A 13,513-nucleotide genomic window follows, 5' to 3' on the forward strand; every position below is an offset into this window, starting at 1 on the left:
TCTAAAAATTGATTATTTTGGCGGAATAACGATCGAACTGATCTCGCTTGATCCAACCCACGGGCGTTCATATTTACCAACGACCTGCCCTAATCCGATATTTTGTTCATAGGTTTGGAAACCACCAGGGGTTAACCCTCGAATAACGCCTGTATGACCATAGGTATAGTCAACGTTAAAACCACCGATGTTTCCACCGCGTTTCCAGTTGATGATTGCACCCGGTACTAACTGCTCATATGTCGGATTAAAAATTACTTTCCAACCAACTGCAGCCCAATCATAAGCGCTACCGATTTCCGCCGCTGCTTCTGTATCTCCTATGTTATGGCTTAATGGATAGCCCGTACTTGCGCCTAAACCACAACCACCTAAAAATCCAGAATACTCTGCAGGCACTGCATAACACTGTCCATTTCCTAAGGGTTGCTTATATAAGGTGTCTAAATGAGCTAGTCCCGCAGCTCCCGTTGACGCTCCTGGTTTCAAATTTCTTAACTTGTCATACCAGTATTGAGCTTGTTGTGCTCTTACTGGCTGATTAGGATATTTAGGATGCTCGTAAAATGCAATAAAATATTCTGCTGACAATTTAACATCCGAAAGCTTAGTGAAATCTTTAAAAGAGATGTTTGATAAATCTGGTCTTTCATAGTTTGGAAACCATTGCTGATTATTTTCCATTTCCCATTGTATTCGTTGACATTGGGAGTCCAGCGTTCGATGATCCAAACCATTTTCATTACACCAATTAACTAGCTTGGATTTAGGTGTCCATTGAGTTAGTCCATAACCACCGCCGCCACTTAGTTCGTCGATATCAGGCATGATCCCCGATTCTGATTGGATATTCCCTAGCATTCCAGCAATCGATTGTTCACTCCAGCCTTTATTTTTAAAGAATTGCCAGATGCCCCAAGCATTTTTTTCTTGGTCGGTTGTTAGTTCTGGTGGTATTCCTCCACCGATGCCACCAGATCCTCCACTGCCGTTACCGGTTATTTCTTTGCCATTAAGAAATAGCTTTCCTTTAATATGCAAATCCCCATTATGATTCCAAATTGCTCGTGAATTTAGCTTAGGCTCTTCCATTGTGCTATCTTTTGGTATTTGAATAACATAGTTAGAAGTATTTTCTTTATCTTTACTTCCAGAATTTAATGAAAAAATAAAACCTGGTTGTTGAATGACTGCAAATCCATTAACTTTGCCATCACTTGTCGTTGCACTTATGGAACCTAATCTTTTATTTACCTTTTTATCGCTGAAAATAATATTTCCATTTAGAATTTTTATTTGAAATGCGTCATCTAGCGTCTTGAACTCGCAACCTTCAATTGTTCGACCTCTAATTGTCCCAGCTTGAATAAAATCAGCATTAAATTTTCCGTCAATCGTCCAAGCAGTTTTATATTTTCCTTTATTAAAATCTCCATCAATAAAACCGATACCTTCACTATTGGCAACTAGAAAATGGTCACTGGTCTCAAGTGAATCCTTGTTCATCCATACCATTTGATACGGTTCACGACTAGTTGATTTTCCCGTTTCGATTCCGTTCATAAGCTTTATAGAACCGCCTTTGGCTCCACGAATAATATCATCTTGCCACTTTGAAATTTCTTCTGAATCATAAAAAGTCATTTTCTTTTCTTCCAAAGAATCGACGTTCCCTTTTAAATCCGAAGTAGCTTTTGAAATGCTTTTTGAAATATTATCTCCTAACCCTGCTTCGACTTTGCCCGTCAAACGATCGTTTTTTACTTTGAAAATGCGAGTTTCGTAGTGATAGTTTCGGTCATGCCTATGGATAGTCACAGTATTTCCAATCGTATCTCCACCTAAAATTTCAGTTTTAAATTGAACGAGTGGACGTGAATATTCAATGAGTGAATCATATGTTTTTTGAAGTAATTTTTCTGGACTTTCTTCTTCATCAAACGTGATGACTTTTTCCCGTTTTCTCATGCCGCCATTTTTTAGCGGGATGCCGTATTGTGTTGTCATTTCAGGAAATTCTAGCCAATTTTGTCCCTTTGGTTTATTTAAAGGTTTGCCATTTGCTTTTTTCCACTCTATATTTGTAAACTCAATACGCTTGCCTTTTCCATCACCGACATCTTCACCACGGCCCCGTCCAATCAGGCTTGTATATACTTGATTGCGATCTTGTTCTTTTATGATACTTAATGCTTTATCACCGTAAGTAAAACGCTGGTTACTTTGTTCACCAATTTCACGATATATCTCTAGCCATTTATCTGTGATACCGATACCATCTATTTTGTATTTAAATAGAATTTCGCAGCCTTTTGTTTGAATATTTTTTAATGCATCACGCACAGAGAGGAAACTAAAATCTTCTGTTATGACAGGTAAGTTTGCATCGATTTTCCCTAAACGCCACTCTGTTTCTGTTAAAAGTTTTTGTACTGTATTTTTGATTGAATCGTTTTTAGCTTCAACATTTTTTACTACATAAGAATCAAGTTCATCAGGTGCAAAGCTAATTCCTACAAAAGATAAAATGTTCTCAGATTCAGTGTCTAAAATAATTCTGTATAAGCTATAATAAGAAGCTTCCTCTTTTACAGCCATATACGCTGCTTGTTTTAATTCTTCATCGTAAACAGTGGAGACATTTAGAGTATCATTCATCAATTCTTCTTTATTTGAAGTAATTTCTTTTTCCTGAATGACTTCTATCAGCTCGTTTTCTTTCACGATCCGAAGCAAGTGCTGTCGCTCATCAAAAAAATAAACACTTTTGTTCATAGCTGTACCTCCCGATAAGAAATAATCATCGATCCATTGCTACAACCAATAGTTTGACCTTCTTGGATCGTAAAATTTTCAAAATCACTTTCTAAATCAAGTAGAAAAGTTTGATCCAGCTTATTTACAAAAACTTTTCCTTTTAGGAAATCAAAAATGACTCGATCACCAGCACTTAAATTGTAGCTGGTAATTTTAATCGTTTTATCTCCATTTGAAATCATTAATGAACCAAATTTTGCAATAATGACTTCAATTTTTTCAGGAGTTGTTGGATAAGGCAAATAGGTAGTGATTGCGCCATCTGTTTTTAATAATACAGAATATTTTTTAGGATCCGCACAAAGAATTTCAAAACTTGCAATAATGCTGTTTGTATCTCCACGTACATCATCCGTGGTCATATATTGTCCATAATAATGGTAATCCAGCTCATCTTTAAACCGAATCTCAACATCTGACTCTTTATAAAGTAAACGCATCAACTGATGGTATTTTTTTTGCACATCTTTTGCGTCTTTTCCAATTAATTGATAGCTTACTTTGATTGTTCGAGCAGGTAGCTTTTGATTTAGTTTGATACTACCGACTTGTGTTTCTTGCGTTTCTATATTGAGAGATAACATTTCCCTACCAGTTACAGCTAGTGTACGGTAGCCTGTGATCATTTTTTCAAGATAAAGGCCGTCATACAGCATAGCTGACGAAGGAAGGATCAAATCATCTTTGTGGACTTTTTTCGTTGTGTCTTCAAAATAATACATTTTTTCCCTCCTTCTAAAATGCTAAATTGATAGCAGAATCTTGTCCCATTGCTTCTGAAATGTCTGAAACAAAAGCTTTGAATTGTTGATTGCCGAGTTTGATGTTGAAAGTTGCTGGTTGTTTGGTTTGGATCATCGTTTGTTTACTACTTGATTGAACTGATATATCTTGGACCGTTTCTAAATGTTGATCTAAGCTGTCTAAGCTCGGAAGCATAATTTGAGAAGCTAGTTTATCCATTGGTTGATCGATGACATGAGCATTTCTTTCGATACCGATTGCTAAACCTGCTGGCAACATTGCTCCGATTTCATCTCGCATCCAACGGGATGGTGAGTGGATTTTGAACTTGCCAGTAAAGAAATTTTGAATGCTATCGCCAATATTACTCAAAGTTTTCGAAAGCCATTTAACACCTGCTTCAATACCATCTATCAGCCCTTGTATTATATTTCCACCAATTTCAAATAAATCTACACCTGTAATTTCTTTGATTATCTCATTAGCCATTTTAAATCCCGCAGTAGCAATATCTGGTAACATCCCTATGATTCCTTCAATAAATGTCCATAGTAACTTGCCAGCAGCTAATAAAATATCGGGTAAGTTATCCCATAACCCTTTACACAATGCGGCGACAATTTTAATTGCGGCATCAATTAATGTAGGCAACTGCTCTAAGAGTGTTCCTACTAAAGTTGCAATTGCTTCTAAAGCAACTGGTATCAAGGTTGGTAATACAGAGGCGATACCTTCTGCAAGTTTTGTTAACACTTCAACACCTTTTTTAATAATTTCAGGCAATTTATTCGTAATATTGGTAGTGAACGCTTCAATAATATTTGTTACAGTAGTAATAATCTGATCCTTATTAGTTAAAATTCCGTCAACTAAAGCAATTAATAAATCTAATCCCGTTAATAACAACTGGGGTGCTGCAGCTAATAAGCTTGTGGCTAAGGATTCAATCAACATTAAAGCCGCTGGTATCAATGTTGGTAAACTTTCAATTACCCCATTAACTAAAGCACCAATCAAATCAACTGCACTTTGCATGATTACAGGTAGATTTACGGAAATTGCTTCTGCTAAACCTGCAACTATTTGAGCACCGGAACTAATCAAATCTGGTAATTTAGTAATAATTCCATCTACAAATCCTTTAATGATTTCAGGACCTTTAGTTGTAGCAGTTTCAATCATACTACTAATCTGGCCACCCATTTGGCCGTCTAATAAAGCCAAGCCAGCTAATGCAACCCCTAAAATTGCAGTGGGTGCGATAGCTTTCATGGCAATCCCCATGACTGACACTAATCCTTGCACCATACCACCTAAAGCAGATGTTCCAATCTTCATCGGTCCTTGTATTGCTTTTGACAGCCCAGTTCCTACTATACTGAATTTTGAAAGTTTCTGTTTTATATCTTCTAATCCAAAATCTAACGTAGATCTGAGTGCTGCAGTTGGATCTAATTCACCGCTAGCATATGGATCTGTTAATTTTGGCGGAGCAATCTTCGCTAACATCGAAAAACCTGTGTTACTCATCATTTCCTTAACACCACTTATTTTTTTCTCCAGCTCAGTAAATCTTTTTACAGATATTTGTGAAGCTTTATCAAGCTCCTTAAATGCATCATCACCAATTTTCAATTCTCCTTTAAATACTTTCAGACCATTTTTTGCGTCTGAAAAACGTCGAACTAAATTTTGTGTACTTTCATCCATTCTGTTGAAATTGGAGTCATCAATTTCTAATTTCCCTTTAAATACTTTTTTTAACAAAGAGTAATTCTGACTTGTTTGATCCATCGATCGATTCATATTTTGAAACATCGAACCACTTTGTGAAGTAACGGTCTGAAAAGCTTTTCCTATACCTGTAACAGAACTTTGAAAATCTGGTAGCTCTATGTTTCCTAAGTTTTCATCCAAATTACTTATCCGAGCTTTTATCTCATCAAATGCATTCCCCATACTGGAAGTATTTTCTAATGGCTTAAAAAGGTCTGTTAGACCTGTTTTTAATTTTTGAAAACTATTTTCTGTACTTTTTATTTGTTTTTCAGGTTCTTTTATAGCATTTGTCAAAGCGCTATTTAATGTTTCACTCGTTGCTATCAACATTGAAAAAGATGCATCAATTGACGCGATTGTATCGTTCAATGCACGGCTGAAGTTTCCAACAACTGGTAGACTGCTTGCAAATGTTGTACTGAAAGTATTTATACTTTGGCTCATACTAAAAAATTCTGTTGTTATTTTTCTTCCGATATCAACTAATTCCTTGATATTTGAACCATCTAAAGCTAGCTTATTTTTCAAACTAGATAAAAGAGTTTGAAAGCTGATGAAACTTTGAAGCAAATTTTTTGTTTGGCTATCCAGAGAAATTAGACTAGTGTCATCAATACTTAGTTCTCCTTGAAAAGCATTACTCAGTATGTTATAACTTTTACTTGCTTGATTCATCGAACGAATCATCTGAGCACTTTGAGTTATTACATCCGAAAAAGCCACCCCGATGTTTGTAAGGGTTGTTTGAAAATCAGATAAATCGTTCGCTGAAATCGCTTTATTTAGGGATTCGATCTGCTTTTTCATAACAAGAAATGGTTTTGATAGTTCAGAAGTTTTCGATAGCGGGTTTACAAATTTGTTCAAATGCTTAGTGGCCTTAACTATTTGTTGATCTAAAACCTTGGTAACCTTCATTGATTTTTTTATAGATCTAACAAATTGTTTATTTGTCGTTGGTAATATTTCTTCTGCCATTTTCTCCCTCCTTTCCTATGAATTAAAATTGGCAATCCAATTTCGAAGTTTTTCTTTATCAGGAGAAGTTCCTTTTTGTCGGCCCAATAGTTTCTCTTCTGCTTTGCGATAATCAAAAAATTTATCGAAAGTTCTAAAAACTGGTTTACCTTTTCGTGTTTGTCCTGCCATAACTGTAGCCCAAGCCTGCATATGAATCTCATATTGACGATCTAACTGCTTTAACTGATAGGCCTTCATACGTACCTCATAATCTGGAATCGTCAAACGATCTATTTCATTAAAATCTTCGATTTTTAAGAAACGTAAACAGTTTAAACGAACCTGTTCATACACTTCATCAAAATCTATATTTTTTACGCTTGTGCTTCTTCCAACATTTTGCTGGTCATCATCCCGGTATATTCCGACTTTTTTAACTCATCGATCACTTCTTCAAACAGATTTTTTGTTCCATTTTGTTCAACATAATCTTCTAAAAATTTAACGGTCATTCTAGGCTTTTCTGTCATATTGGCAATCAATAGTACTTCAAAAAGCGTGTCGACATCTGATAAAAGAAGATTTGAAACAATTGCTCCAACGCCTAACTTCAACTGCATTCCACCGCGTTCTACTGAATAACGTTTGTTGGTTTCTTTTAAAAAACCGTAGCCGAATTTGCAGCTAAATGTTTTTTCGTCCATTGTTAGTTCCATCTTTATTCCTCCTGAGTTTGAAAGAGGTTAGTTAAACCAACCTCTTAATTTATATGCTTGTGTTTAAAATATTAGGGCGCTTTTTCTACTTTTACAGTGTCTTTAAACTCATAATCGCCGCCTTCGGAAGTATCTAGCTCTAATGCTGCAAAACCGTTCTTTCCAGCGCCTTCGATTGCCCATTCTAAAGAATATTCCACTTTATTTTCAGCTGTATCCGTTTCTTCAAAGGAAGTAAAATAGCCTTCAAAATATTTTGCCTTATACTTTCCTTCATTATTACCCGTGCCAATTTCTTTGGTATTAATACGCCAGATTTGAACACGTTTATTTTCATCCATCGCTGTTTCTAATTTATCGATTTGAGTTGAACCGATTTTGTATAACGTTGTAGCAGTTACTGTTGTTTCAGTTGCTCCTGGTGTTACAACACTACCGTCTTTCGTTACTGTCGATTCACTTTCTTTCGATTTTGAATAACCATTTTCTGTACTGTAGGCTAGTCCCCACGCACTTTCATTTCCTTCGTCTTCGGCTAAACGAAAACGCCAAACTACATCTACTCCGCTTAATGCTGTCATATGTTCATTTCCTCCTTTAGTCTGTTGCTACTGTTTTAATTCTTCTAATAATTGAAGCGATCGCTTTAATTGAGATGCAAGTTGATTTTTTCTTCGTTGTTCTTCTTTTACCCGCTTTTGCAGCTTTCGGATAATTTTTAACTGTTTTTTGATTGCCTTATCTTGCTGCTCAAACGATACATCCGTTTTAGTATTCAAAAAAACATCGTTCAATTTCGCTTTGACATCTCCTCTCATTTAAAGTCTCGGGCGACTATGATTATCGAAGTTATACAGCAATTATTACTTGATGAACTTAGTATACGTGGAATTAATGAGTGCAAACTCCCAGATTTCTGTTGGTATTATCCCGACTTCCTTTTATTTTCCTGTCACTATTTGGGCACTTCAACCTTATTTTTTGCAGTCTTAGCCAGTTACTGTGGTAAAATAATAGAAGTTCTTCCTATTTTGATACGGGAATAGTATGTATGAAAGGATGTGTAAAACATGCTCTTACAACGGTACACAGCTGATTTTTCAGTAATGATCCAGCACTATCAATTAAATGATGAGCAATTACTCTATACAGGAACTCCTGAAATACCCATCCAAATTTCTCAGACAAACCCTTTTATCCATCCAATTTTAGGGATAGAAAACAAACAATTAACAAATTTTTTTGTTTTAGATGAAAAAAAAGATGTTGCTTTATATACAACAAATGAACAAGCTATTTTACTCAGAACCTTCTCTACAGATAGGCGATATCAAGGACATGGCTACGCAAAAGCAGTGCTAAAAGCGCTACCCGATTACATTCGATCAAATTTCCCAGATATTAATGAAATCATTCTTGCAGTAAACAAAAAGAACATTGCTGCCCAAACACTCTATGAAAAAACAGGTTTTGAGCGTTTAGAGAAAATTATCCAAGGAGAATTTGGACTGCTATTCGTCATGAATATGAAGTTAGAAGTTTGATAAAAAGGAAGAAACGTATAATGACTAAAAAAATAATCGAAAATGAACAGCTCTATTTAAGAGAATTCACGCTCAATGATTTTGAGGATTTATGCTTGATTTTACAAGACGAAGAAACAATGTATGCATATGAATCAGTATTCACAGATGAAAAGGTAAAAGATTGGTTAAATTGGAACTTAAAAAGCTACCAAGAAAATGGTTTTGGTTTGTGGGCGATCATCGACAAAAAAAGGAATAATTTTATTGGACAATGTGGTATTGTTTATTCTGAAGTTGAAAATGATTCCTTATTAGAAATTGGTTACTTAGTCAACAAACGTTATTGGAATCAAGGTTATGCAACCTCTGCTAGCAAATTATGTATCACTTATGCCAAAAATGTATTAAATGCAGAAAAAATTTGTTCGATTATCCGAGATACCAATAGTCCTTCTCAAAAAGTTGCTGAAAAAAATAACATGACGATTGTAAAACAATTTGATAAAGATTATTCTGGTCTACCAGTTCGTCACTTCGTTTATAGTATTGATTTAAATAAGTAAGGAAAGTAGTGAGTAACTTGTTATTTTTAGATCATAGTCCTGACCTTAGCCCCATCGATTTAGAAATTTATAAATATATTGCCTCTCATATCGATGAAGTCGTGTACATGAGAATTCGCGAATTGGCCAAAGAAACCCATAGCAGTACAGCTAGTATTTTGCGTTTTTGCCGAAAATTTGGCTGCGAAGGATTTTCTGAATTTAAAATTAAATTGAATTTATATCGAAAATCATTGGCTGAACCTGTAACCACCCATGCTGTAGATGAAACATCTTTTACTAATTTTATCCAACGATCGACCGAAACTTTTTATCAAGAACGAATTCAAGCAGCGGCGAAATTGTTGTCCGAGAAAGATCTTGTTTTGTTTATCGGGACAGGATCATCAAATATTATTGCTGAATATGGTGCGTTGTACTTTTCATCTATTTTCAGTATGGCCTTTCATATTGAAGATCCAATCAATCATCCAGTCAACTTTTTTAATAAAAGCATGGCGAAAAATGTTTGTGTGATCGCTCTTTCTGTCAGTGGTGAAAATGAAGCGATTATTAATTATCTGAATCATTTTATTACAAATGATAGCTCGATCATTTCGATTACAAATAGTGAAAAGTCACCGATTGCGGCTCTTTCTGATGTAAATATTCCTTATTACATTTCAACAGAAAGAATTGGTGATAGTGATATTACCTCTCAAGTTCCAGCACTTTATACCGTTGAGTATTTAGCAAAAGAAGTGCAAAAACAAAAGCAAGACCACTCATAAAATTGAGCAGTCTTGCTTTTTTAGTTTAGTTACTTTCTTTAAAGAATGTAGGTAAATATTGTTTATGCGCTTCTAATAATTCATCCATTACCTCTTTTGCTACATCGCCACTTGTGATCAATGGATTCATTGTAAATGCTTGTAACAACGTACCGTAATCACCGGTAACTGCTGCTTCAATTGTTAATTCTTCCATTGATTTCATCACTTGCAACAAACCTCGTTCTTGAGGTTTGAAGCTACCGAAATTGTAAGGGACTGGTCCTTTTCCTGTAATCGTACACGTCACTTCTACGGCACTTTCAGCTGGTAAATCTGTGATCGTCCCATTGTTTCTAGTGCTAACGGTCATCGTTGTGCGTTTATCATTATGGATAGAGTTGATGATTTCACACGCTGCATCACTATAACGAGCGCCGCCACGTTCTGCTAATTGTTTTGGTTTGTAATCTAGATTTGGATCTTTATATAGTTCAAACAATTCATGTTCGATTTCTTTCACTTTTTCGGCACGTGTTCCATTGTTTTTAAAGTCTTCTAATTCTTCAGCTAACATTTTATCTGTATAGTAATAATAGTTGTGGTATGGACAAGGAACCATGTGTAAGTTTTCAACTTGTTCCCAAATCAAGTTATTGTCTTTGATATTGGCTACGATTGACTTTGCATCATCTTGACCGTACATCACTTTGATCAGTTCATCTGTACGATCATTCCCGTTTTTATCTGTAATTGTGTGCCAATGTAAGTGATTGATCCCAGCAAATTGGAAGAATAAGTCGCGGTTATTTTCACCTAATAACTCTGCTTCTTCAAATACTGCATTAACTGGAATATTACATAAGCCCACAACCTTATCCCAATTTCCATAACGTAAAACAGCTTCTGTTACCATTCCTGCTGGATTTGTAAAGTTGATCAACCAAGCATTTGGACATAATTCTTTCATGTCTTCTACGATATCTAAAATCACTGGAACAGTTCTTAACGCTTTGAAAATTCCACCGGCCCCATTCGTTTCTTGTCCGATCAACCCATGGCTTAAAGGAATTCGTTCATCTAAAATACGAGCATCTAATAATCCTACACGTAATTGCGTTGTAACAAAATCAGCATCTTTCAATGCTTCACGACGATCTAGCGTTAAATGAACCTCACAATCTACACCAGCTGCTTTGACCATACGTTTTGCCATAGCCCCAACGATTTCTAGTTTTTCTTTTCCTGCTTCAATATCAACTAGCCATAATTCACGCACAGGTAATTCGTCATAACGTTTAATAAATCCTTCTACTAATTCTGGTGTGTAACTTGATCCTCCACCGATCGTAACGATTTTAATTCCTTTTGACATTTCGTTCAGCTCCTTAAGCGATTTATCTGACCTCAGTATAGCGCTTACGAAGAAAACAATATATAGAAAAAACAAAAGTAGTTACACGATGAAAGAAGAGGTAACTTGTGACATCTAGGTAACGTAGTGTAACTAAAAAAGCATTGAACAAAATTCTTTTTCTGTCCAACACTTTATTTATCTCAATCGATCATCATACTCATTAAATGAACATCTAAAAATTCACCATTGTCCGTTTTCGCCCCTCGCGGCATGATCGCTTCTGTTTTAAATCCCATTTTTTCATAAACATGGACCGCACGCTGATTTCGATGCTGCACCGTTAATTCTAAACGACGAATCACTTCGCTTTCCTTCGCCCATAAAATCAGCTCATCCATCATCAAACTTCCTAAACCAAAGCCCCAAAAGTCTTTTAAGATACTGATCCCGATCTCACCAATGTGTTCCATACGTTTTTTTGATGACGCTTTGACAGAAGCCGTACCAATGACTTTGCCATCTGCTAAGGCAACCATCAACACGTTGTTCGATGATTCATAAAGATTTGCTAAGTTCTCACTCATCTCAACGGGAGTCATCTCCATTCCTTTTTCATCCATCACGAGATAAGGCGTCTCACTGCCAATAACTTTTAATGCATGTAAAATCTCTGCTGCATCATCTGGAATAGCTTCCCGAATTGTAAATTCAACCTCTGTCATGCATGTTCCTCCATTTTTTTCTGAATACGCTCTAAAAACATTTGTGCTTGCGATCCAATCGCTTGAAATGATATTGTTCTTTTTTCCAGATTTTCTAGATCTTTTTCGATCATTATATCTAAATAGTCTGTCGGTAAAAATTCACCCAATAATTTTCCCCACTCAACAACAGATAAGCCGTCCCCTTCAAAATATTCATCTAAGCCCAAATCATCGGTGGCACCTTCAATACGATACACATCCATATGATACAACGGTAGACGCCCTTGCTGATACTCTCGAATAATTGTATAGGTAGGGCTTTTGATCATTTGGTCGATTCCTAAACCTAAAGCAATCCCTTTAGTCATCGTTGTTTTCCCTGCACCTAAATCACCAGAAAGAATGATCGTGTCACCAGGCTCTGCGGTAGAACCAATGATTTTAGCTATCGCTTCTGTCTCACCTGAATTACTAATTAGTATATCCATTTTTTCACCTGCCTATCTAAACTATTCATGTTTCTATGTAGTGTAGTATACCGAATTATGACAAAAAAAACTAGAGAACTAGAACAAAACGCTGAACGTTTGATTCGAGTTCTCCAGTAAATGTAATTAGCTCATTAATGTTTGTGCAGCAGTGATGATTGATAATTTGTAGATATCTTCTTCGTTTGCTCCACGTGATAAATCTGAAACTGGTTTGTTCAACCCTTGTAAAATTGGACCGATTGCTTCAAAGTTACCTAAACGTTGAGCGATCTTGTAGCCAATATTTCCTGACTGTAATTCAGGGAAAACAAAGACTGTTGCTTGTCCAGCTACAGGTGAATTAGGTGCTTTTAATTGTGCAACTGATGCAACATATGATGCGTCAAATTGTAATTCACCGTCGATTTCAAGTTCAGGTGCTAAACTTTTAGCAATTTTAGTTGCTTCGACAACTTTATCGACTTCAGGTGCTTTAGCAGAACCTTTTGTTGAAAAACTCATCATTGCAACTTTTGGCTCGATATCGAATAATTCCGCTGTTTTTGCACTATCGACTGCAATCTCAGCTAACTCTTGTGCTGTTGGATTTACATTGATCGCGCAATCTGCAAAGATATATTTTTCTTGGTCGCGACCACGAACCATGATCATCGCACCACTTGTACGGCTAACACCTGGTTTTGTTTTGATGATTTGTAGTGCTGGACGAACAGTATCTCCAGTTGAATGGATCGCTCCACTGACCATACCATCAGCTAGTCCCATGTAAGTTAGCATTGTCCCAAAGTAGTTTACATCTTTTAAAATCTTACGTGCATCTTCATCTGTAACTTTTCCATTACGGCGTTCAACAAATGCTTGAACCATATCTTCCCATCCATCATAATTATCTGGATCGATGATCGTAAAGTTAGAAGCTTTAATTCCGCGAGCATGTGCTGCTTCCACAATTGCTTCTTGTTTACCGATCAAGATCGGTTCCATCAACTCTTCTGCTTTCAAGCGAGCAGCAGCTCCTAAAATACGAGGATCTGTTGCTTCTGGGAAAACAATTTTAATGTTACGGCGAATGACTTTAAATTTTAAGCTATCGAATAATTCCACGAT

The 13,513-nt window shown here is 36.1% G+C and carries 14 protein-coding genes; 3 read left to right on the plus strand and 11 right to left on the minus strand.

The features are described from left to right. Positions 1–12 precede the first annotated feature (12 nt). The 7 genes from A5821_RS08000 to A5821_RS08030 all read right to left on the minus strand — a co-directional run bounded on the left by A5821_RS08000 (position 13) and on the right by A5821_RS08030 (position 7,834). Positions 13–2,775 carry a phage tail spike protein gene (locus A5821_RS08000; RefSeq protein WP_086314033.1) on the minus strand — a complete coding sequence of 921 codons (2,763 nt, stop codon included), beginning with the start codon at positions 2,773–2,775 and terminating at the stop codon, positions 13–15. Then, on the minus strand, positions 2,772–3,539 hold the full coding sequence (locus A5821_RS08005; RefSeq protein WP_086314034.1) for a distal tail protein Dit: 768 nt from the start codon (positions 3,537–3,539) through the stop codon (positions 2,772–2,774). Before A5821_RS08005 ends, A5821_RS08000 begins: the two co-directional genes overlap by 4 nt. A 13-nt stretch (positions 3,540–3,552) precedes the next feature. After that, a complete protein-coding gene (locus A5821_RS08010) occupies positions 3,553–6,318 on the minus strand; it encodes a phage tail protein (RefSeq protein WP_212637415.1) in 2,766 nt (921 codons plus the stop codon). A gap of 15 nt (positions 6,319–6,333) precedes the next feature. After that, positions 6,334–6,654 carry a hypothetical protein gene (locus tag A5821_RS08015; protein WP_249921846.1) on the minus strand — a complete coding sequence of 107 codons (321 nt, stop codon included), beginning with the start codon at positions 6,652–6,654 and terminating at the stop codon, positions 6,334–6,336. A 20-nt stretch (positions 6,655–6,674) separates the two neighbouring features. Further along, positions 6,675–7,016 (minus strand): tail assembly chaperone, encoded by a 342-nt coding sequence (locus tag A5821_RS08020; RefSeq protein ID WP_086314035.1) that lies wholly within the window; start codon positions 7,014–7,016, stop codon positions 6,675–6,677. Between the two features lie 71 nt (positions 7,017–7,087). Continuing rightward, positions 7,088–7,597: a phage major tail protein, TP901-1 family gene (locus A5821_RS08025; protein WP_086314036.1), complete on the minus strand. Its 510-nt coding sequence runs from the start codon at positions 7,595–7,597 to the stop codon at positions 7,088–7,090. 27 nt (positions 7,598–7,624) lie between these two features. Next, positions 7,625–7,834 carry a hypothetical protein gene (locus A5821_RS08030; RefSeq protein WP_086314037.1) on the minus strand — a complete coding sequence of 70 codons (210 nt, stop codon included), beginning with the start codon at positions 7,832–7,834 and terminating at the stop codon, positions 7,625–7,627. 252 nt (positions 7,835–8,086) lie between these two features. Between A5821_RS08030 and A5821_RS08035 the strand changes: the two genes are divergently transcribed. From A5821_RS08035 to A5821_RS08045, 3 genes are read left to right on the plus strand one after another with little or no spacing between them, the layout of a single operon-like run. Then, positions 8,087–8,560, plus strand: coding sequence for a GNAT family N-acetyltransferase (locus A5821_RS08035; RefSeq protein WP_086314038.1), 474 nt, complete (start codon positions 8,087–8,089; stop codon positions 8,558–8,560). Between the two features lie 20 nt (positions 8,561–8,580). Next, the gene (locus A5821_RS08040; protein WP_086314039.1) at positions 8,581–9,105 is read left to right on the plus strand and encodes a GNAT family N-acetyltransferase; all 525 of its coding nucleotides are present in this window, start codon (positions 8,581–8,583) and stop codon (positions 9,103–9,105) included. A gap of 17 nt (positions 9,106–9,122) precedes the next feature. Beyond that, positions 9,123–9,875: a MurR/RpiR family transcriptional regulator gene (locus A5821_RS08045; protein WP_010771198.1), complete on the plus strand. Its 753-nt coding sequence runs from the start codon at positions 9,123–9,125 to the stop codon at positions 9,873–9,875. 25 nt (positions 9,876–9,900) lie between these two features. Here A5821_RS08045 and A5821_RS08050 read toward each other — a convergent pair whose 3' ends face one another. From A5821_RS08050 to pta, 4 genes are all read right to left on the minus strand, one after another. Beyond that, positions 9,901–11,229 (minus strand): 6-phospho-beta-glucosidase, encoded by a 1,329-nt coding sequence (locus A5821_RS08050; RefSeq protein ID WP_086314040.1) that lies wholly within the window; start codon positions 11,227–11,229, stop codon positions 9,901–9,903. A gap of 182 nt (positions 11,230–11,411) precedes the next feature. Next, a complete protein-coding gene (locus A5821_RS08055) occupies positions 11,412–11,933 on the minus strand; it encodes a GNAT family N-acetyltransferase (RefSeq protein WP_086314041.1) in 522 nt (173 codons plus the stop codon). Next, complete coding sequence (gene tsaE, locus A5821_RS08060; protein WP_086314042.1) at positions 11,930–12,403, minus strand: tRNA (adenosine(37)-N6)-threonylcarbamoyltransferase complex ATPase subunit type 1 TsaE; 474 nt, start codon at positions 12,401–12,403, stop codon at positions 11,930–11,932. Before tsaE ends, A5821_RS08055 begins: the two co-directional genes overlap by 4 nt. Positions 12,404–12,529: 126 nt before the next feature. After that, entirely contained in the window at positions 12,530–13,510 is a 981-nt protein-coding gene (gene pta, locus A5821_RS08065; protein ID WP_086314043.1) for a phosphate acetyltransferase, read from the minus strand. Between the last annotated feature and the right edge of the window lie 3 nt (positions 13,511–13,513).

This window comes from Enterococcus sp. 7F3_DIV0205 (assembly GCF_002141365.2).
Lineage (GTDB): Bacteria > Bacillota > Bacilli > Lactobacillales > Enterococcaceae > Enterococcus_L > Enterococcus_L palustris.